This is a genomic window from Avibacterium sp. 20-126 (assembly GCF_044358625.1).
GTDB lineage: Bacteria > Pseudomonadota > Gammaproteobacteria > Enterobacterales > Pasteurellaceae > Avibacterium.
This window is the reverse complement of the sequence record NZ_CP091457.1, coordinates 1726105-1746107: the sequence shown is the minus strand read 5'-3', so window position 1 is coordinate 1746107 and position 20003 is coordinate 1726105. Positions and strand designations below refer to the sequence as shown.

The 20003-nt window shown below is 42.0% G+C and carries 15 protein-coding genes, 5 tRNA genes, 3 rRNA genes and 2 pseudogenes; 20 read left to right on the top strand and 5 right to left on the bottom strand.

What is annotated here, in order from left to right:
• Positions 1-19: 19 nt before the first annotated feature.
• Positions 20-1309 carry a glutamate-1-semialdehyde 2,1-aminomutase gene (hemL, locus tag L4F91_RS08205; protein ID WP_250349669.1) on the bottom strand — a complete coding sequence of 430 codons (1290 nt, stop codon included), beginning with the start codon at positions 1307-1309 and terminating at the stop codon, positions 20-22.
• 148 nt (positions 1310-1457) lie between these two features.
• On the opposite strand from hemL, the gene wecA reads away from it, so the two are divergent.
• The 10 genes from wecA (at position 1458) to rrf (ending at position 9155) form a co-directional block, all read left to right on the top strand.
• The gene (gene wecA / locus L4F91_RS08200; protein WP_395895882.1) at positions 1458-2528 is read left to right on the top strand and encodes a UDP-N-acetylglucosamine--undecaprenyl-phosphate N-acetylglucosaminephosphotransferase; all 1071 of its coding nucleotides are present in this window, start codon (positions 1458-1460) and stop codon (positions 2526-2528) included.
• A 10-nt stretch (positions 2529-2538) separates the two neighbouring features.
• Positions 2539-3351 (top strand): Wzz/FepE/Etk N-terminal domain-containing protein, encoded by an 813-nt coding sequence (locus tag L4F91_RS08195; RefSeq protein ID WP_395895880.1) that lies wholly within the window; start codon positions 2539-2541, stop codon positions 3349-3351.
• A 171-nt stretch (positions 3352-3522) separates the two neighbouring features.
• Positions 3523-3599: transfer RNA gene (locus L4F91_RS08190), tRNA-Arg, on the top strand.
• A gap of 21 nt (positions 3600-3620) precedes the next feature.
• Positions 3621-3696: transfer RNA gene (locus L4F91_RS08185), tRNA-His, on the top strand.
• An 8-nt stretch (positions 3697-3704) separates the two neighbouring features.
• A tRNA-Pro gene (locus tag L4F91_RS08180) sits at positions 3705-3781 on the top strand.
• A gap of 138 nt (positions 3782-3919) precedes the next feature.
• Positions 3920-5462 (top strand): 16S ribosomal RNA (locus L4F91_RS08175).
• An 80-nt stretch (positions 5463-5542) separates the two neighbouring features.
• A tRNA-Ile gene (locus L4F91_RS08170) sits at positions 5543-5619 on the top strand.
• Positions 5620-5644: 25 nt separating this feature from the next.
• Positions 5645-5720 (top strand) — tRNA-Ala (locus L4F91_RS08165).
• Between the two features lie 309 nt (positions 5721-6029).
• Positions 6030-8928, top strand: a 23S ribosomal RNA gene (locus L4F91_RS08160).
• Between the two features lie 111 nt (positions 8929-9039).
• A 5S ribosomal RNA gene (gene rrf / locus L4F91_RS08155) occupies positions 9040-9155 on the top strand.
• Together the 16S, 23S and 5S rRNA genes with 5 tRNA genes alongside form the textbook arrangement of a ribosomal RNA operon.
• A 212-nt stretch (positions 9156-9367) precedes the next feature.
• On the opposite strand, the pseudogene L4F91_RS08150 reads toward rrf, so the two are convergent.
• Both L4F91_RS08150 and L4F91_RS08145 read right to left on the bottom strand, forming a co-directional pair.
• Positions 9368-9601: pseudogene (locus L4F91_RS08150) on the bottom strand (lipopolysaccharide kinase InaA family protein); the annotation flags it as partial.
• Positions 9602-9752: 151 nt separating this feature from the next.
• Entirely contained in the window at positions 9753-9941 is a 189-nt protein-coding gene (locus L4F91_RS08145; protein ID WP_250349671.1) for a hypothetical protein, read from the bottom strand.
• A gap of 92 nt (positions 9942-10033) precedes the next feature.
• On the opposite strand from L4F91_RS08145, the pseudogene L4F91_RS08140 reads away from it, so the two are divergent.
• Both L4F91_RS08140 and L4F91_RS08135 read left to right on the top strand, forming a co-directional pair.
• Positions 10034-10465: pseudogene (locus L4F91_RS08140) on the top strand (phage minor head protein); the annotation flags it as partial.
• A 354-nt stretch (positions 10466-10819) separates the two neighbouring features.
• Complete coding sequence (locus L4F91_RS08135; protein WP_265762651.1) at positions 10820-11986, top strand: porin; 1167 nt, start codon at positions 10820-10822, stop codon at positions 11984-11986.
• A 181-nt stretch (positions 11987-12167) separates the two neighbouring features.
• Here L4F91_RS08135 and L4F91_RS08130 read toward each other — a convergent pair whose 3' ends face one another.
• Together L4F91_RS08130 and cmoA are read right to left on the bottom strand one after the other, a co-directional pair.
• Positions 12168-12434: a hypothetical protein gene (locus L4F91_RS08130; RefSeq protein WP_265762652.1), complete on the bottom strand. Its 267-nt coding sequence runs from the start codon at positions 12432-12434 to the stop codon at positions 12168-12170.
• Complete coding sequence (gene cmoA / locus L4F91_RS08125) at positions 12421-13146, bottom strand: carboxy-S-adenosyl-L-methionine synthase CmoA (RefSeq protein WP_265762653.1); 726 nt, start codon at positions 13144-13146, stop codon at positions 12421-12423. Before cmoA ends, L4F91_RS08130 begins: the two co-directional genes overlap by 14 nt.
• Before the next feature lie 197 nt (positions 13147-13343).
• Between cmoA and L4F91_RS08120 the strand changes: the two genes are divergently transcribed.
• The 8 genes from L4F91_RS08120 (at position 13344) to ruvB (ending at position 19745) form a co-directional block, all read left to right on the top strand.
• Positions 13344-13634 carry a type II toxin-antitoxin system RelB/DinJ family antitoxin gene (locus L4F91_RS08120; RefSeq protein WP_265762759.1) on the top strand — a complete coding sequence of 97 codons (291 nt, stop codon included), beginning with the start codon at positions 13344-13346 and terminating at the stop codon, positions 13632-13634.
• Positions 13635-13931, top strand: coding sequence for a type II toxin-antitoxin system YafQ family toxin (locus L4F91_RS08115; protein ID WP_250349674.1), 297 nt, complete (start codon positions 13635-13637; stop codon positions 13929-13931).
• Between the two features lie 84 nt (positions 13932-14015).
• Positions 14016-15785: an aspartate--tRNA ligase gene (gene aspS, locus L4F91_RS08110; RefSeq protein ID WP_250363444.1), complete on the top strand. Its 1770-nt coding sequence runs from the start codon at positions 14016-14018 to the stop codon at positions 15783-15785.
• A 42-nt stretch (positions 15786-15827) separates the two neighbouring features.
• Entirely contained in the window at positions 15828-16271 is a 444-nt protein-coding gene (gene nudB, locus L4F91_RS08105; RefSeq protein WP_395895877.1) for a dihydroneopterin triphosphate diphosphatase, read from the top strand.
• Between the two features lie 373 nt (positions 16272-16644).
• Complete coding sequence (locus tag L4F91_RS08100) at positions 16645-17385, top strand: YebC/PmpR family DNA-binding transcriptional regulator (protein WP_250363442.1); 741 nt, start codon at positions 16645-16647, stop codon at positions 17383-17385.
• Between the two features lie 77 nt (positions 17386-17462).
• Positions 17463-18023, top strand: a complete 561-nt coding sequence (gene ruvC / locus L4F91_RS08095; protein ID WP_250349678.1) for a crossover junction endodeoxyribonuclease RuvC — start codon at positions 17463-17465, stop codon at positions 18021-18023.
• Between the two features lie 86 nt (positions 18024-18109).
• Positions 18110-18724: a Holliday junction branch migration protein RuvA gene (gene ruvA, locus L4F91_RS08090; protein WP_250349679.1), complete on the top strand. Its 615-nt coding sequence runs from the start codon at positions 18110-18112 to the stop codon at positions 18722-18724.
• 13 nt (positions 18725-18737) lie between these two features.
• Positions 18738-19745 (top strand): Holliday junction branch migration DNA helicase RuvB, encoded by a 1008-nt coding sequence (ruvB, locus tag L4F91_RS08085; RefSeq protein WP_395895876.1) that lies wholly within the window; start codon positions 18738-18740, stop codon positions 19743-19745.
• Positions 19746-20003: the final 258 nt, after the last annotated feature.

Genomic DNA, 20003 nt, shown 5'->3' with positions numbered 1-20003 from the left:
CATTTCTTCCTACTTTTCCTTAAGCATTTTTGATTGTGGCAAAGGCATTATCGGCTGCTTGCAAGGTGCGTTCAATATCTTCATCAGTATGTGCCAAAGACATAAAACCTGCTTCATAAGCGGAAGGGGCGAGATAAATCCCTTGTTCTAGCATTTTATGGAAGAATTGTTTGAATTTTTCCGCATCGCATTTCATCACCTGCTGATAAGTGCTGACTTCAGGCTGATCAGTGAAGAAAATACCAAACATTCCCCCTACATAATTCACCACAAATGGAATGTGATGTTTGTCCGCGAGGGCTTTTAAGCCAACGGCGAGTTTTTCCGTTAAAGTGGCAAGGCGTTGTTCGTTACCTGCTTTTTTCAATTCTGTTAAACAGGCTAGTCCCGCTGCCATTGCAATTGGATTGCCAGAGAGCGTGCCAGCTTGATACACAGGCCCTGTTGGTGCGATATATTGCATAATTTCTTTTTTTCCGCCAAATGCACCTACGGGCATTCCGCCGCCAATGACCTTGCCAAGGGTGGTTAAGTCAGGGGTTACGCCATAGTATTGTTGCGCACCGCCTAAGGCAACACGAAAACCGGTCATCACTTCGTCAATGATTAATAATGCGCCATACTGATCACAGAGTTCACGTAATTGCTGTAAAAAGCCTGCCTTAGGTGGAATGCAGTTCATATTTCCTGCAACTGGTTCAATAATGACACAGGCAATCTCATCAGGATACTGTTCAAAGGCTTGTTTAACAGAATCAATATTATTGTATTCACAAGTTAACGTCTGTTTTGCAAAATCTGCTGGCACGCCCGGTGAGCTAGGTTGCCCAAGGGTTAATGCACCAGAGCCAGCTTTTACCAGTAAGCTATCAGAATGCCCGTGGTAACAACCTTCAAACTTAATAATTTTATCTCGTTTGGTATAACCGCGCGCTAAGCGAATGGCGGACATTGTGGCTTCAGTACCAGAACTTACCATTCTGACCATTTCAATAGAAGGCACAAGCTGGCAAACTAAGGTGGCTAAATCAATTTCTAATGGGGTAGGCGCCCCAAAACTCAAGCCTTTTTCGGCAGTTTTTAGCACCGCACTTAAAATGGCGGGGTGGTTATGCCCTAAAATCATCGGCCCCCAAGATCCCACATAATCAATATATTGCTTGCCGTCTGTATCAAAAATATAGGCACCTTCTGCACGGTCAATAAATACCGGCGTACCACCGACGCCATTAAAGGCACGGACAGGCGAATTAACCCCACCGGGGATGACTTTTTGCGCTTGGGAAAAGAGGCTTTCTGAATGGTTCATTACTATTTGTCCTTTATCTTGTCTAAGAGAAATTGCATAAAACTGAAATATTGTACTGTAAAACTGAGTAAATTTATAAAAATATTTATGTACGCGTTTGCCTTTATGGTATGCTTTTGCCACTTATTTTTTACTGAAATTATTCATTATGTTGTTGAGTTTTCTGCTCACATTTCTCGGTGCATTGCTTTCTTTATTTGCAATGCGCCCGATTGCGCAAAAAATCGGTTTAGTGGATAAACCAAATTATCGCAAACGCCACAAAGGCGCAATCCCTCTGATTGGGGGCATTTCGCTATTTATCGGTAACTGTGTCTTCTATTTTCTTGAGTGGGAGCAAATGCGGCTGCCAGCGTTATATCTTTTCAGTATCTTTGTGTTGTTAGCCATCGGTATTTTAGATGATCGCTTCGACATCAGCCCTTTCATTCGTGCGGGAATTCAAGCCTTTTTAGCTATTTTAATGATTGATATGGGCAATATTTATCTCGATCATCTCGGGCAAATTTTAGGTCCATTCCAACTAACACTCGGTTCAATCGGGTTGATGATCACCGTGTTCGCAACGATTGCTGTAATCAACGCCTTCAATATGATAGATGGTATAGACGGTTTACTTGGTGGCTTATCTAGTGTTGCTTTTGCGGCGATAGGCATCTTACTTGTTATGGATAATCAAATGGATCTCGCCTATTGGAGTTTTGCCTTAATTATTGCTATTTTACCTTATTTAATGCTTAATCTTGGCATTCCTTTTGGTACGAGATTTAAAGTTTTTATGGGGGATGCTGGTAGCACACTGATTGGCTTTACGATTATTTGGATCTTACTGCTTAGCACACAGGGTAAAGGTCACCCAATGAATCCAATTACGGCATTATGGATCATTGCCATTCCCGTGATTGATATGATCGCGATTATTTACCGCCGTTTGCGTAAAGGTAAAAGCCCATTTCGTCCTGATCGCTTGCATATTCACCATTTAATGGTGCGTGCGGGGCTAAGTTCACGCCAAGCCTTTTTATTTATCACCTTTATCGCCGCACTCTGTGCAGGGTTTGGGATTTTAGGTGAAATTTATTACATCAATGAATGGATAATGTTTCTCGGCTTTATTCTTCTGTTTTTCATTTATGTCTTTTCTATCGCCAGAGCGTGGCGTATTACTCGCTGGGTAAGACGCCTAAAACGCCGCCATCGCCGTCTAGCAAAACAATAAGGAGAAAACGATGCAATCAAAAAATACAGCAAAAAAATCTTTTATCATTATTTTGTTTACGATTATTTTTGCTTTGGCTGGGTATGGGGCAAGTTTTTTACAGAAATTACAGTGGAAGGCGGAAGCGAAAATCTCTCAACCGACCGTAAATCAATTAGGTAATTATTATGCGCTGGCATCAATGTATCAGTTTATTCAAGGTAAGAATGAGCCAGAAGCCTTGTTAGTGAACAACGTGTATGATGAATTTAAACGTCAGCTTTCTGCTTATGACAATATCCGTCAATTTTGGCTGCAAAGTTCCTACTATAAACAACGAGAAACAGGGAATGCACAAAATGATGAAGAATTGCTCGAACAATTAGTAAAAACAGTCAAATTTTCCACCGCACTTAAAGGACAGCCAGAAACACTTTCTATTCAATTAGATAACCCTAAGCAGGCGCTGGAAATGCTCAATGCATTTATTGAGCAAAGTAATCTTGCAACAAGAGAGGTGATTTACAATGAATTGATCGGGCAGTGGAAAAATTTGTTTAATCAAGTAAGTAGTGCTGCTCAATTAAAGCTAGGCGCAACCTTACAGGCTAATACACTGGGGGAGCAAGATTGGCAAGGCAAATTAAATATGATGAAATCAGTCAACCCGCTTGATAATAATTTGACTGCTTATCGTTACCTTAAATCACCAATTCAACCGCTTAGTCCTGAACGTCAGGCATTATATTGGGTATTATTTGCAGGTTTATTGGGGCTGATGATAGGTATTTTCTTCGCAAACATACTCACAATAAAATCTAAAAAAGAAAGTATTGAAGAATAAAAAGTGCGGTTGGATTTTTTAGCGTTTTATAAAAGATAGACAAGTATTTTACGTTTTATAAACAAATTGAACAAAAAACTATCTTGTGATAAAAAAAATAAAAAAAATACTAGACAAGCTATTTGGAAACTCTTAATATACGCCCCGCAACGACGCAGTGAGATATAAAACGCGTTCGTAGCTCAGTTGGATAGAGCGTTGGCCTCCGGAGCCAAAGGTCGCAAGTTCGAATCTTGTCGAGCGCGCCAGAGTCAATGCAAACAACAATGGTGGCTATAGCTCAGTTGGTAGAGCCCCGGATTGTGATTCCGGTTGTCGTGGGTTCAAGTCCCATTAGCCACCCCAATTTATGTCGGCGAGTAGCGCAGCTTGGTAGCGCAACTGGTTTGGGACCAGTGGGTCGTAGGTTCAAATCCTATCTCGCCGACCACTTTTGTTCTTTAACAATCAATCAGACAATCTGTGTGGGCATTCGTTGATTTTCAAAAAGATTTAAAATTTAGAAATCAATGATGCTTAACTTGAAATTCGAAAAGAATATAACGTTATGTATTCATTGAGCGAGATTAAACTGAAGAGTTTGATCATGGCTCAGATTGAACGCTGGCGGCAGGCTTAACACATGCAAGTCGAACGGTAACGGGTTGAAAGCTTGCTTTCGATGCTGACGAGTGGCGGACGGGTGAGTAATGCTTGGGAATCTGTTTTATGGAGGGGGATAACCATTGGAAACGATGGCTAACACCGCGTAATATCTGAGGATTAAAGTAGTGGGACCGGAAGGCCACTAGCCATAAGGTGAGCCCAAGTGGGATTAGGTAGTTGGTGGGGTAAAGGCCTACCAAGCCTGCGATCTCTAGCTGGTCTGAGAGGATGACCAGCCACACTGGGACTGAGACACGGCCCAGACTCCTACGGGAGGCAGCAGTGGGGAATATTGCGCAATGGGGGGAACCCTGACGCAGCCATGCCGCGTGAATGAAGAAGGCCTTCGGGTTGTAAAGTTCTTTCGGTGATGAGGAAGGTTGACGTGTTAATAGCGCGTTGATTTGACGTTAGTCACAGAAGAAGCACCGGCTAACTCCGTGCCAGCAGCCGCGGTAATACGGAGGGTGCGAGCGTTAATCGGAATAACTGGGCGTAAAGGGCACGCAGGCGGTAAATTAAGTGAGATGTGAAATCCCCGAGCTTAACTTGGGAATTGCATTTCAGACTGGTTTACTAGAGTACTCTAGGGAGGGGTAGAATTCCACGTGTAGCGGTGAAATGCGTAGAGATGTGGAGGAATACCGAAGGCGAAGGCAGCCCCTTGGGGAGATACTGACGCTCATGTGCGAAAGCGTGGGGAGCAAACAGGATTAGATACCCTGGTAGTCCACGCTGTAAACGCTGTCGATTTGGGGGTTGGGCTTTGAGCTTGGCGCCCGTAGCTAACGTGATAAATCGACCGCCTGGGGAGTACGGCCGCAAGGTTAAAACTCAAATGAATTGACGGGGGCCCGCACAAGCGGTGGAGCATGTGGTTTAATTCGATGCAACGCGAAGAACCTTACCTACTCTTGACATCCAAAGAAGGTCTTAGAGATAAGACTGTGCCTTCGGGAACTTTGAGACAGGTGCTGCATGGCTGTCGTCAGCTCGTGTTGTGAAATGTTGGGTTAAGTCCCGCAACGAGCGCAACCCTTATCCTTTGTTGCCAGCACTATGGGTGGGAACTCAAAGGAGACTGCCAGTGATAAACTGGAGGAAGGTGGGGATGACGTCAAGTCATCATGGCCCTTACGAGTAGGGCTACACACGTGCTACAATGGTGCATACAGAGGGAAGCGAGTCTGCGAGGGTGAGCGAATCTCAGAAAGTGCATCTAAGTCCGGATTGGAGTCTGCAACTCGACTCCATGAAGTCGGAATCGCTAGTAATCGCGAATCAGAATGTCGCGGTGAATACGTTCCCGGGCCTTGTACACACCGCCCGTCACACCATGGGAGTGGGTTGTACCAGAAGTAGATAGCTTAACCGAGAGGGGGGCGTTTACCACGGTATGATTCATGACTGGGGTGAAGTCGTAACAAGGTAACCGTAGGGGAACCTGCGGTTGGATCACCTCCTTACCGAAGAGAAGACGAATGTTCACACAGATTGGTTGATTGATGTTAGACAATGAGAAGCAAAGGAATACCCGAATCCTTGAGGGTCTGTAGCTCAGGTGGTTAGAGCGCACCCCTGATAAGGGTGAGGTCGGTGGTTCAAGTCCACTCAGACCCACCACTCAAGTGATGAAGAAGAAATGATTGGGGATATAGCTCAGCTGGGAGAGCGCCTGCCTTGCACGCAGGAGGTCAGCGGTTCGATCCCGCTTATCTCCACCAAATCATTTAATGAGATGTAAATCATTAGTAAGTTCTTTTAGGTTATCTTAAGTCTATATACTTAAGATGGATTTTAGTCAGAGAATTTAGTAATGATAGTACACAAAATCAGTATTATTGTATTTGCTCTTTAACAATGTAAAAACAAGCTGAAAACTGAAGAGACTTTCAAGCCGGTGATAAAGGATAAAGTTTATCATTGAATTGAAGAAGTCTGAGTAGAAGAAGACTTACTTGAACAAAAGCAAGTAAGCGATTCTCAACGAATGACGATGATAGCTTTAAGGAAAAAAATCCTTGAGGTTGTATAGTTAAGTGAGAAAGCGTACAGGGCGGATGCCTTGGCAATCAGAGGCGAAGAAGGACGTGCTAATCTGCGAAAAGCGTGGGTGAGTTGATAAGAAGCGTTTAACCCACGATGTCCGAATGGGGAAACCCGATAGGTGAAGAACCTATCATTGTTTACTGAATAAACTAGGTAAACAAGGCGAACCGGGAGAACTGAAACATCTAAGTACCCCGAGGAAAAGAAATCAACCGAGATTCTGTGAGTAGCGGCGAGCGAAAGCGGAGTAGCCAGTAAGTGATAGCGAGTGATTTAGGAGAATTGACTGGGAAGTCAAGCGAAACAGGGTGATAGCCCCGTATCTGAAAAATCGCGTGTGGTACTAAGCTTACGAGAAGTAGGGCGGGACACGAGGAATCCTGTTTGAAGATGGGGGGACCATCCTCCAAGGCTAAATACTCCTGATTGACCGATAGTGAACCAGTACTGTGAAGGAAAGGCGAAAAGAACCCCGGTGAGGGGAGTGAAATAGAACCTGAAACCCTGTACGTACAAGCAGTGGGAGCCCTTTTGGGTGACTGCGTACCTTTTGTATAATGGGTCAGCGACTTATATTTTGTAGCGAGGTTAACTGAATAAGGGAGCCGAAGGGAAACCGAGTCTTAACTGGGCGGCTAGTTGCAAGGTATAGACCCGAAACCCGGTGATCTAGCCATGGGCAGGTTGAAGGTTGGGTAACACTAACTGGAGGACCGAACCGACTAATGTTGAAAAATTAGCGGATGACCTGTGGCTGGGGGTGAAAGGCCAATCAAACCGGGAGATAGCTGGTTCTCCCCGAAATCTATTTAGGTAGAGCCTTGTGTGAATACCTTTGGGGGTAGAGCACTGTTTCGGCTAGGGGCCCATCCCGGGTTACCAAACCGATGCAAACTCCGAATACCAAAGAGTACTGCACAGGAGACACACGGCGGGTGCTAACGTCCGTCGTGGAGAGGGAAACAACCCAGACCGCCAGCTAAGGTCCCAAAATCTATATTAAGTGGGAAACGAAGTGGGAAGGCTTAGACAGCTAGGATGTTGGCTTAGAAGCAGCCACCATTTAAAGAAAGCGTAATAGCTCACTAGTCGAGTCGGCCTGCGCGGAAGATGTAACGGGGCTAAAATATAGTACCGAAGCTGCGGCATCAATCGAAAGATTGTTGGGTAGGGGAGCGTTGTGTAAGCGGAAGAAGGTGGTTCGAGAGGATTGCTGGACGTATCACAAGTGCGAATGCTGACATAAGTAACGATAAAACGGGTGAAAAACCCGTTCGCCGGAAGACCAAGGGTTCCTGTCCAACGTTAATCGGGGCAGGGTGAGTCGGCCCCTAAGGCGAGGCTGAAAAGCGTAGTCGATGGGAAACGGGTTAATATTCCCGTACTTGGTAAAGCTGCGATGTGGGGACGGAGAAGGTTAGGTTAGCGTACTGTTGGAGATGTACGTTTAAGTTGGTAGGTGGGTAGACTAGGCAAATCCGGTCTACTGTCAACACAGAGAGATGATGACGAGGCTCTAAGGAGCTGAAGTAACTGATACCACACTTCCAGGAAAAGCCACTAAGCTTCAGGCTTTACTAAACCGTACTGAAAACCGACACAGGTGGTCAGGTAGAGAATACTCAGGCGCTTGAGAGAACTCGGGTGAAGGAACTAGGCAAAATAGCACCGTAACTTCGGGAGAAGGTGCGCTGGCGTAGTGTGAAGTTCTTTGCGAATGGAGCATGAACCAGTCGAAGATACCAGCTGGCTGCAACTGTTTATTAAAAACACAGCACTCTGCAAACACGAAAGTGGACGTATAGGGTGTGATGCCTGCCCGGTGCTGGAAGGTTAATTGATGGTGTAATCGAAAGAGAAGCTCCTGATCGAAGCCCCAGTAAACGGCGGCCGTAACTATAACGGTCCTAAGGTAGCGAAATTCCTTGTCGGGTAAGTTCCGACCTGCACGAATGGCATAATGATGGCCAGGCTGTCTCCACCCGAGACTCAGTGAAATTGAAATCGCCGTGAAGATGCGGTGTACCCGCGGCTAGACGGAAAGACCCCGTGAACCTTTACTATAGCTTGACACTGAACCTTGAATTTTGATGTGTAGGATAGGTGGGAGACTATGAAGCGGTAACGCCAGTTATCGTGGAGTCGTTGTTGAAATACCACCCTTTAACGTTTGATGTTCTAACGAAGCGCCTGAAACGGGTGTTCGGACAGTGTCTGGTGGGTAGTTTGACTGGGGCGGTCTCCTCCCAAAGCGTAACGGAGGAGCACGAAGGTTTGCTAATGACGGTCGGACATCGTCAGGTTAGTGCAATGGTATAAGCAAGCTTAACTGCGAGACAGACAAGTCGAGCAGGTGCGAAAGCAGGTCATAGTGATCCGGTGGTTCTGAATGGAAGGGCCATCGCTCAACGGATAAAAGGTACTCCGGGGATAACAGGCTGATACCGCCCAAGAGTTCATATCGACGGCGGTGTTTGGCACCTCGATGTCGGCTCATCACATCCTGGGGCTGAAGTAGGTCCCAAGGGTATGGCTGTTCGCCATTTAAAGTGGTACGCGAGCTGGGTTTAGAACGTCGTGAGACAGTTCGGTCCCTATCTGCCGTGGGCGTTGGAGAATTGAGAGGGGCTGCTCCTAGTACGAGAGGACCGGAGTGGACGCATCACTGGTGTACCAGTTGTCTCGCCAGAGGCACTGCTGGGTAGCTAAATGCGGAAGAGATAAGTGCTGAAAGCATCTAAGCACGAAACTTGCCTTAAGATGAGTTCTCCCCGACTTTAAGTTGGTAAGGGTTGTTTGAGACTAAGACGTAGATAGGCTGGGTGTGTAAGCGATGTGAGTCGTTGAGCTAACCAGTACTAATTGCCCGAGAGGCTTAACTATACAACACTCAAGGGTTTTGGCTTGTTTTTGATTGAAAGAGTAGGGATTTTAGAGCGTAAGGCTTTGAAGTCTGTGAAGAAGAGATAAGATTTAGATGAGATAAAGAATTATCTTGGCGGCGTTAGTGCAGTGGACCCACCTAAATCCATGCCGAACTTAGAAGTGAAACGCTGTAACGCCGATGGTAGTGTGGGAGTTTCCCATGTGAGAGTAGGGCACCGCCAGGTTTTGAATGAGAGAAGAACGCCATTGAGGGAACTCAGTGGCGTTTTTCTATTTTGGTAGGGAGGAGGGATATTTTCACTCTATTACTCAAAAGATAAAAGAGGATTGAAATCTAAGTAGGTTATTAAATTTTTAAAATTCACTTTTTGCAAAGTCAAATAAAAATTTCTATTTTTATTCAAAATAAGAGAAAAGGATTTATATAGCTGCTAAATTATTTAGGATATCCAACTAAAATTTCATTCCAATCTGGCTGAGTAAATTGAATTGCCAGTTTATTTCCCTCTTTATTAAAAGAGCGGTGTAATTTAGTTAGATTTTGAGCTTTCCAACTATTACCCGATTTTTCTGTGCATTTATCGAAATCTAAGAGCCAATATTTTTGTTCTAGCGTGGTGAAATGTTGTACTAAAATAGTATGGGGGCTGAGGTTAGTGTGGCAAATTTGTCGGTCATGTAATTAACGGATTAGTCGCAATACTCATTCAAACCCTGCTTCAAATAAACACCTATCCATCGTAGCTGAATAAATCGTGAATGTAATTAAGCTATTTTGTTCTTTGATTTGAGCTGCAACAGATGATGTGCGCAGGTATCGTTTAGCAATTATTAGGCATAAGGGCGGTAATAAAAGGTATCCAATCCTGTTTCATCAATAAAACGGCTTGATATTCATCGTATTGTTCCAATGTATGTTGATAAGCAGCTACTTGCTCTGGTTTTTGCTCTCCTTTATAGCGGGCTGTCTTTTTTACGCGTAATACCCAAAATTCACTCAAATAAGTCATATTTGAGTGTTATTTTAAGTGCGGTGCTTTTTTGTTAATTATTTATTCGACAAAATCATTGCTTTTTTGAGGATGGTGATTTTGCTCAGTGGTATCAACAAATGCGGGATAATGTGGATAGTCGCCCTTATCGGCAATATAGTGCCGTCAATGATGATCGCACCTGCCCAAGTCATAGCGCAATGAATGGTTTAGTGTATGCCTATGATGATCCATTCTGGCACACCTTTTACCCGCCTAATGGCTTTAATTGCCGTTGTACGGTGATTGCCCTTGCCGAGCGAGATATTAAGCGACGTAATTTAACCATGACCCAAAGAGAAGGGCGATTGGTGGAATATGAGCGTAAAATTAACCAACGAGAAACCGAGAAAACCAGGGCATTTAAAGTGAATGAAGACCGTTGGGTGATTACTGACCGTGGGGTTGATTACAATGTGGGGCGCAGTAGTTATAAGCCGAATTTAGATCTGCATCCTGAAAAACTGGGGCATCCATTTGCCAAACGGGAAATGAGTGGCGGGGGTTGAAATGGGATTTTGCTCAATTTGAAAGAGAATTTAATACTGCTATTAACTTTAGCTCCTATATGCCTTAAGTAACCTTGATAAGTCATCATTATTTATACTTTATACATTAGGTGCAAATTCATACAAATTCTGTATTAAGCAAATATAGAGATGGATTTTTTCTTAAAATATGTGATCTTGATCACTAAATACAATGAACTTTTTCAGATTTTACATTGACACTTGAATATTTCTTTGCCAATATAGCCGTGCTTCAAGTGAAGTCAGCTTTGACATTTTCTTTTAAGAAAAGTTTTAGCCTAACTTTAAAATTTGTTATAACAACTTAATTCTGAAAGGAATTTAATTATGAAAAAGACATTATTAGCATTAGCAGTTGCAGCTGTAGCAACTTCAGCAAGCGCGGCAACAGTTTATAACAACGATGGCACACAAGTAGATGTAGGCGGTCGTTTTGATGTGGTTTTAGGTAAATTTGGTAATGATCAACGTGCTGATTTACGTAACAATGAATCACGTGTATTTATCCAAGCACAACACGATTTAGGTGATGGTTATAAAGCAGTTGCTTATACTCGTTTCCGTTTTAATGAAGGTGGTGATCGTTGGGATACAAGTTCATCATTCAACAATATTACAACTAATAAATTATGGTTAGCACTAGAAAAAGAGGGTGTTGGTCGCGTATCTTTTGGTAAACAAAATACTTCTGGTGATGCGGTAGAAATTAATGATCACTCTTACTTATTTGGTGGAAATAATAATCTTTTCACTGGTGGAAATAAAGTGGTTGCTTTCCGTACTGCTGACTTCCAATTAGCTGAAGGTCAAACATTAGGTTTCGGTGCTGACTACGCTTTTGGTGAAGCTAAGAAAAATAATGCAGATGAGAAACTTAAATATGCTTACGGTGCATCTGCATTTTATGCAGGTCAATTCGCTGATGTTGGTGTGAATTTAAACGCTGGCTATACTGTAGAAGTGAATGATAATGGTGATGCATTGTCAAATGATACAGGTCGTAAAGTTCAATCTTGGCGTGTAGCTTCTCAATTTACTTATGGACCAGCAACTTTCGGTGCTGAGTATGGTCAATCTTATTACAAAGATCACCAAACCCAAGATCAAGAAGGAAGAGGTCGTTTCTTAGAAGTTGCGGCTAAATACCAATATTTAGAGAATGCTTCTGTATATGCAATCTGGGAGCGTAATGAATATAAAGGTAATAAAGCTGGTTTAGGTTTTGATAAAGGTGATGCTAATTTCTTACGCACCGTTTCTGGAGCATTGGCAGTAGATAAAGATAAAAAACTTACAGAGAATGTATATGTTATCGGGGCTGATTATGCATTTAACAAAAATGTAGTAGCTTATGTAGAGTATGCACATTCTCGTACTAAAGGTACTGGCTCTATCTATGATGTAGCTAAACTTGATGATGTTACAGCAAGTACTAAAGCTAGACATTCTGCTAAAGACAACCGCTACGGTGTTGGTTTACGCGTTTACTTCTAATTGTTAGATTAGATATTTATCTATCCCAAAAGCCACGTTTGACGTGGCTTTTTTAGTATGCTCTAACTTTGAATCGGTTACTTTTAAATTTCTATTTTTCATGCAATTGCATGACCTGCGATGGGTTTACTTGTAATACACCGTTAAGGTTTGCTAACTGCTTTTCTAACAATTGAAGATCCTATTTCTCAGGAATATGCACTGCAATAGCATTAAGGTTCTGGTATTCGTAAAGCAATTCAGTCCCTAATTTTTGGCTGGCAGTAATAAGTTGTTGTGGATTTGTTAAAGTACGGTCGTAAAAAATAATAAAATCGCGCGTGAAAATCGGATCTATACTCAGTTGTGAAAGGCCGGTAACTCCCCTATCTCGAGCATAAAGGGGATAAATTACCGTTCCTATAGTGCAATCAAAACGAATGAAAGCCTTTTCATTATTTAATGGCAATCATTGAACCGAAATTAAAACACTGAAACCACAGTTCAACGTGAGAAAATCCTATGGATTTTAACCGCACTTTGTGCGTTTCAATCTCATCTGTTCGCATCACATTTTCAAGTGCGGTGCGTTTTTGGCTAACTTCTAGTTCACTATAACCATTGGCTCGTTTAAATTCGTGGTGCAGATTAATCAGTAAATCATCAATTTTTTCATCATTAAAACGGAATTTTTCCGATAATACTAACACCCCATTTGGGTTTAAACCTTGGTAGATTTTTGTCAGTAGCGTGGTGCGATCTTGCGGTGGCAAAAACTGCAGGGTGAAATTTAAAATCACCATTGAGGCATTTTCAATGTGAATTTGGCGAATATCATCACATAAAATTTCAACGGGAATATCACTGTGATAAGCCTGAATATGCTGACGGCAACGCTCTACCATTGGCAACGAATTATCCACCCCAATAATTTTCACATTAGGTTGCTGAATATTACGTCTGGCAGAAAGCGTTGCTGCACCACGGGAACAACCCAGATCATACACATTTGAATTAGGCGTAACAAAACGGCTTGCCAACATACCAATTGCGGTAATGATATTAGAATATCCCGGCACAGAACGTTGAATCATATCGGGAAACACTTCCGCGACATTTTCATCAAAAGTAAAATCGCCTAAATTTTTAATCGGGGCAGAAAAGAGGGTATCTTTAGTCATTATTTATCCTAAATTTTTCACTAAAATGTGCTGAAAATTAATAAAATTTTCCCCGCACTTTATTTTGCTTGTATTTTAGAGTAAGACGGTGCTTCTCACAAATGAAAATAGATTAAGCTTAATTTGTAATGATAATGTATATGCAATATAATGCTATAAACTTAACTTAATCTGTCAAGGGGTTTATTATGGCAACAATGACGAATAATAATGCGGTGGTGAATTTTCGTTTGCCACAGCATTTAAAAACCGAGGCGTTTGAAGTGATTGCACAATATGGCCTTACTCCCTCACAGGTATTCAATATGTTTTTAACGGAAATTGTTGCGACTAAAGCTATTCCTTTAAGTTTGAATTATTTGCAACCTAATACAAAAACGTTAATGGCAATGAATGAAATTGAAAATGGAAAAGCTGAGCGGTTTTCTCTTGATGCTAATACTGATCTTGCCTCTTTACTAAAACAAAAAGCCGAAGGAAAAGAATAAATGAGCCAGCCATTGCCAATTAATGAAATTGAAATGGCAAAAGAATTTAAGCGAGATTTAGTACAACTTGCCAAAAAAATGCCACACTTGTTTGTTCATCCCCGCTATTTGGAAGTAATGCATTACTTAACAAATGGGATAACCCTGCCTGCCGAATATAAAAATCATCCACTTAAAGATAATTTGAAAGGCTATATGGATTGCCATATTCTCAATGATCTCGTGCTAATTTATAAAATTGAACAACAATGCCTAAAATTAGTTCGGTTAAACACACATTCAGAAGTTTTTGCATAACTTCTCAATTAACAATTCTATCCGCCCTCGATTTCCGCTATAATTCCGCTGTTATCACTTTTTAAAATTTTAAAGGAAAATATTATGATGCGAACTCATTATTGCGGGGCATTAAACCGCAACAACATTGGGCAAGAGGTTACGCTAAGTGGCTGGGTGAATAAACGCCGTGATTTAGGTGGACTTATTTTTATTGACTTACGCGATCGCGAAGGGATTGTGCAAGTTTGTTTTGATCCTAAATATCAAGAAGCATTGAGCGCGGCAGCCAATTTACGCAATGAGTTTTGTATTCAAGTTAAAGGTGAAGTCATTGCTCGCCCTGAAAATCAAATTAATAAAACAATGGCAACGGGCGAAGTGGAAGTGTTGGCAAAATCTCTTTCTGTTTATAATGCCTCGGATGTATTGCCATTGGATTTCAACCAAAATAATACAGAAGAACAACGCTTAAAATATCGTTACTTAGATTTACGTCGTCCTGAAATGGCGCAACGCTTGAAAACTCGTGCGAAGATTACCAGTTTCGTACGCCGTTTTATGGATGATCACGGTTTCTTAGATATTGAAACCCCAATGCTAACGAAAGCCACCCCTGAAGGTGCGCGCGATTATTTAGTACCAAGCCGTGTCCATAAAGGGAAATTCTATGCCTTACCACAATCACCACAATTGTTTAAACAATTATTGATGATGTCTGGCTTTGATCGTTATTATCAAATTGTAAAATGTTTCCGTGATGAAGATCTACGTGCTGATCGTCAACCTGAATTTACCCAAATTGATGTGGAAACCTCGTTCTTAACCGCACCAGAAGTGCGTGAAATTATGGAACAGATGATCCACGGATTATGGTTAGCGATCTTAGGCGTAGATCTCGGCAAATTCCCAATGATGACGTGGCAAGAAGCAATGCAACGTTTTGGTTCAGATAAACCCGATTTGCGTAATCCATTAGAAATGGTCGATGTGGCTGATTTAGTTAAAGAGGTTGATTTCAAAGTATTTAGCGGTCCAGCTAATGATCCAAATGGCCGTGTTACTGTGATTCGCGTGCCAAATGGCGCAAGCATTACGCGTAAACAAATTGATGAATATACTCAATTTGTCGGCATTTATGGTGCAAAAGGCTTAGCTTGGTTGAAAGTGAATGAGCTTGAAAAAGGCTTAGAAGGGGTACAAAGCCCAATCGCTAAATTCTTATCTGAAGATGTTCTGAATGCTTTATTAACACGTGTACAAGCACAAAATGGCGATATTCTCTTCTTTGGTGCGGATAAATGGAACGTGGCAACAGATGCAATGGGCGCATTGCGTTTGAAATTAGGTCGTGATTTAGGCTTAACCCGTTTAGACGAATGGAAACCACTTTGGGTCATTGATTTCCCAATGTTTGAGCGTGATGAAGAAGGCAATCTTGCCGCGATGCATCACCCCTTCACTTCACCGAAAGATTTCAGCCCAGCACAACTTGAGCAAGATCCTACCTCAGCAGTAGCAAATGCTTATGATATGGTCATTAACGGTTACGAAGTGGGCGGCGGCTCTGTGCGTATTTTTGACCCAGTAATGCAACAAACAGTCTTCCGTATTCTTGGCATTAATGAAGAAGAACAATATGAAAAATTTGGTTTCTTACTTGATGCCTTAAAATTCGGTACGCCACCACACGCAGGATTGGCTTTCGGGTTAGATCGTTTAGTGATGCTTTTAACTGGCACAGACAACATTCGTGATGTGATCGCCTTCCCGAAAACCACCGCCGCGGCGTGCTTAATGACAGAAGCGCCAAGCTATGCGAACCCGCAGGCATTGGCCGAATTAGGGATTAGCGTAGTAAAAAACGAGAAATAACTTTAGGTAAATAGGCGTGGGGACACCCACGTCTTATCTTGTATGAATTACAAAAACCCGCAAAGTATTTTAGTTGTTATCTATGCTAAAAAGACAAATCTGGTCTTAATGTTGCAACGCAAAGATGATCCTGATTTTTGGCAGTCGGTAACGGGGTCAATAGAAAAGGGCGAAACACCAAAAGAAGCGGTGATTCGTGAACTTTGGGAAGAAGTGCGGTTAAAAATTTCACCAAATTCCACCGCACTTTTTGATTGCAATGAAAGCGTAGAATTTGAAATTTTTCCTCATTTCCGCTATAAATACGCACCGAATATCACGCACTGTCGAGAATATTGGTTTTTATATGCGGTTGAACAAGAATTTGAGCCTCAATTAACTGAGCATTTAGCTTTTAAATGGGTTTCGGTGCAAGAAGCCATACAGCTAACAAAATCACCAAATAATGCCGCAGCGATAGAGAAATATTTAATAAATAAAGGCTGATAAATCTCCCCTAGCCTCTTTTTGCTAAAAAGGGGAAAGATGCGATGAAAAAATAAGAGAATTTTTCACCGCACTTGGGGAATAATATAAATAATATCAGCGTTCAGCTTGATCCCGTCTGAACTGCCTGAACGACTTGAAATTTTTAGCAAAATTCAGCGTGTTTGAGCGTAGCGAGTTCTGAATTTTGCGTAAAGAAAATTTCAACTAAGTGAAGAAAAGCAGTGAAGTCGGGCGTGCTTTCTTTTTACTTACTTTTACTTTGCACGCGCAAAAAAAAGTAAGTCGCCAACGGCGAAACTCGATTTATAAAAACAAACAAATTTAATTAAACTCAAGATCAAAAAGATCACAGAAAACAGAAGGAAAAAAAATGGCAGGACATAGTAAGTGGGCGAATATTAAACATCGTAAAGCCGCCCAAGATGCCCAACGTGGAAAAATCTTTACTAAATTAATTCGTGAATTAGTTACCGCTGCAAAATTAGGTGGTGGTGATGTAAGTGCCAACCCACGTTTACGCGCGGCAGTGGATAAAGCCCTTTCTAACAATATGACACGTGATACCATTAATCGTGCAATTGACCGTGGTGTAGGCGGTGGCGATGATACGAATATGGAAACCAAAGTCTATGAAGGCTATGGCCCGGGCGGCACAGCGGTTATGGTGGAATGCCTAAGCGATAACGCAAACCGCACGATTTCACAAGTTCGCCCAAGTTTCACCAAATGTGGCGGGAATTTAGGCACAGAAGGCTCGGTAGGATATTTATTCAGTAAAAAAGGCTTAATTTTGATTGCCGAAGCGGATGAAGATGCGTTAACAGAAGCGGCGATTGAAGCGGGCGCAGATGATATCCAACCACAAGAAGATGGTAGCTTTGAAATCTATACTGCGTGGGAAGATTTAAGTACAGTGCGTGAAGCGATTGAAGCAGCTGGCTTTAAAATTCAAGAAGCAGAAGTCACAATGATCCCATCTACTACGGTGAATCTTGATGCAGAAACCGCACCAAAATTATTACGCTTAATTGAAATGCTGGAAGATTGTGATGACGTGCAAAACGTTTATCACAATGGTGAAATCAGTGATGAAGTGGCGGCACTGCTTTAATTTTTCACATTGATTTTATTGACGATAATTTAAAAGGTGCGTGATCTCATCAGCACCTTTTTCATTTAGGAAAAAAGATGGCAATTATTTTAGGTATCGATCCGGGATCTCGTTTAACGGGTTATGGAGTGATCCGCCAAGTTGGACTTAAATTAGACTATTTAGGCAGCGGCGTAATTCGTACTCAGGCAGAAGATATGCCCACACGCTTAAAACGAATTTATGCTGGTGTGAGCGAAATTATCACTCAATTCCACCCTACAATGTTTGCCATTGAAGAGGTCTTTTTGGCAAAAAATGCCAATTCTGCATTAAAACTCGGGCAAGCACGTGGCGTGGCGATTGTCGCTGCGGTGAACCAAGATTTACCAGTGTTTGAATATGCGGCTCGTTTAGTGAAACAAACGGTGGTCGGAACAGGCGCTGCGGATAAAACCCAAGTACAAGAAATGGTAATGCGAATCCTCAAATTATCTGCAAAGCCACAAGCCGATGCGGCAGATGCCTTAGCTATCGCCATCACCCACGCTCATTCTGCCGCCCAGCTTGCTCAAGTTAATCAAAATATGCAAAAAACAGGCGTAAAAAGCACCGCACTTTTACGTCCTAGATATAGCCGAGGGCGTTTTCGTTTATAATCGTTAAGGGTGAAAATTTATTGTTTAAAACTGGATATTTATCCAGTTTTATTTTATGCTATGGCAAATCGTTTTAAGGGGAAATTATGATAGGCCGTTTAACAGGATTATTAGTCGAGAAGCAACCACCAGAAATTTTACTTGATGTACAAGGCGTCGGCTATGAACTTTTATTGCCAATGACCAGCTTTTATAACTTGCCAGAAACAGGGCAACAAACCACATTATTCACCCATTTGGTGGTGCGAGAAGATGCCCATTTATTATTTGGTTTTTCTCATAAACAAGATCGTAGTCTATTTCGCGAACTGATTAAAACCAATGGCGTTGGGCCTAAATTAGCCTTAGCAATTTTATCTGCAATGTCAGTAAATGAATTTGCCTATGCCATAGAACGTGAAGAATTGTCTAAATTGGTTAAAATTCCGGGCGTTGGAAAAAAAACAGCAGAACGTTTACTGGTTGAATTAAAAGGGAAATTTAAAGATTTACAACAAGCAGATTTCTTTATTGAAAGTACCCATTTGCCTATGGTTGAAAAATCATCAAACAAAGAAAATATGCATATTGATGATGCGGTAGCGGCATTAATTGCTTTAGGTTACAAAGCAAGTGAGGCGGAAAAAATGGTGAAAAAAGTCGCCGATCCAACACTTAATAGTGAACAATTAATCCGCGAAGCCCTAAAAGCAGCGTTATAAATAAGGCAGAATAATGATTGAAGTAGATAGAATTGTTAGCGCAACAGAAAAATTTGATGAAGAATATATTGATCGTGCGATTCGTCCTAAATTACTCACTGATTATGTGGGGCAACCACAAGTATGTGAGCAAATGGAAATTTTTATTCAAGCGGCAAAGTTGCGTCAAGATGCGCTCGATCACCTCTTAATTTTTGGCCCCCCGGGTTTAGGAAAAACCACGCTGGCAAATATAGTAGCCAATGAAATGGGCGTCAATATCCGTACTACATCTGGGCCAGTATTAGAAAAAGCGGGCGATCTTGCTGCGATGCTTACCAATCTCGAACCGCACGATGTACTATTTATCGACGAAATTCACCGCCTTTCCCCAGCGATTGAAGAAGTCCTGTATCCCGCAATGGAAGACTATCAGCTTGATATTATGATTGGTGAAGGGCCAGCCGCACGTTCGATCAAATTAGACTTACCCCCTTTTACCTTAATTGGTGCAACGACTAAAGCTGGCTCGCTCACTTCCCCTTTGCGAGATCGCTTTGGCATTGTGCAACGCTTAGAATTTTATTCAGTGGAAGATCTCACGTCTATTGTGGCACGCAGTGCGCAATGCTTAAATTTAGCCATTGAACAAGATGCCGCACAAGAAATTGCTTGCCGTTCCCGTGGCACACCACGTATTGCAAATCGTTTACTACGTCGCGTGCGTGATTATGCGGATGTAAAAAATGCAGGCCAAATATCCGCACAAATTGCGCAATCAGCCCTTTCAATGTTGGATGTGGATATGGCTGGTTTTGATTTTATGGATCGCAAATTATTAAGCGCGATTATTGAACGTTTTGACGGTGGCCCTGTGGGGTTAGATAACCTTGCTGCCGCCATTGGTGAAGAACGCGAAACCATTGAAGATGTGCTTGAGCCTTATTTAATTCAGCAAGGTTTTTTACAACGTACACCAAGAGGACGTATCGCCACATTACGAACCTATCGCCATTTTGGTGTCAATAAACTCACCGACTAAGCAAGAAAAGAAAGGAGCAAGTAGGGGAGCGAACCATTTGCTTGCAAGATAGGTAGAAAATTTCATCGCAAATTAGCTAAATATTCACTCAAAGTATAATGAGATAAAAGAGGATTTTGGATCGCATTATATTTAGTCCTGATAAGATGTGGTAATCACGTTTAATTAAGAAAAGCGAATGAAAAAACTATTCCATAGATAAATTAAGTGCGGTACAAATTTTCTTAATTTTTGCACCGCACTTTGAGCTGAACTCAA

Coding starts and splice junctions, on each gene's coding strand:
- hemL (WP_250349669.1), bottom strand. CDS start 1,309: ATGAACCATTCAGAAAGCCTCTTTTCCCAAGCGCAAAAAGTCATCCCC.
- wecA (WP_395895882.1), top strand. CDS start 1,458: ATGTTGTTGAGTTTTCTGCTCACATTTCTCGGTGCATTGCTTTCTTTA.
- L4F91_RS08195 (WP_395895880.1), top strand. CDS start 2,539: ATGCAATCAAAAAATACAGCAAAAAAATCTTTTATCATTATTTTGTTT.
- L4F91_RS08145 (WP_250349671.1), bottom strand. CDS start 9,941: ATGACTTATTTGAGTGAATTTTGGGTATTACGCGTAAAAAAGACAGCC.
- L4F91_RS08135 (WP_265762651.1), top strand. CDS start 10,820: ATGAAAAAGACATTATTAGCATTAGCAGTTGCAGCTGTAGCAACTTCA.
- cmoA (WP_265762653.1), bottom strand. CDS start 13,146: ATGACTAAAGATACCCTCTTTTCTGCCCCGATTAAAAATTTAGGCGAT.
- L4F91_RS08120 (WP_265762759.1), top strand. CDS start 13,344: ATGACGAATAATAATGCGGTGGTGAATTTTCGTTTGCCACAGCATTTA.
- L4F91_RS08115 (WP_250349674.1), top strand. CDS start 13,635: ATGAGCCAGCCATTGCCAATTAATGAAATTGAAATGGCAAAAGAATTT.
- aspS (WP_250363444.1), top strand. CDS start 14,016: ATGATGCGAACTCATTATTGCGGGGCATTAAACCGCAACAACATTGGG.
- nudB (WP_395895877.1), top strand. CDS start 15,828: ATGAATTACAAAAACCCGCAAAGTATTTTAGTTGTTATCTATGCTAAA.
- L4F91_RS08100 (WP_250363442.1), top strand. CDS start 16,645: ATGGCAGGACATAGTAAGTGGGCGAATATTAAACATCGTAAAGCCGCC.
- ruvC (WP_250349678.1), top strand. CDS start 17,463: ATGGCAATTATTTTAGGTATCGATCCGGGATCTCGTTTAACGGGTTAT.
- ruvA (WP_250349679.1), top strand. CDS start 18,110: ATGATAGGCCGTTTAACAGGATTATTAGTCGAGAAGCAACCACCAGAA.
- ruvB (WP_395895876.1), top strand. CDS start 18,738: ATGATTGAAGTAGATAGAATTGTTAGCGCAACAGAAAAATTTGATGAA.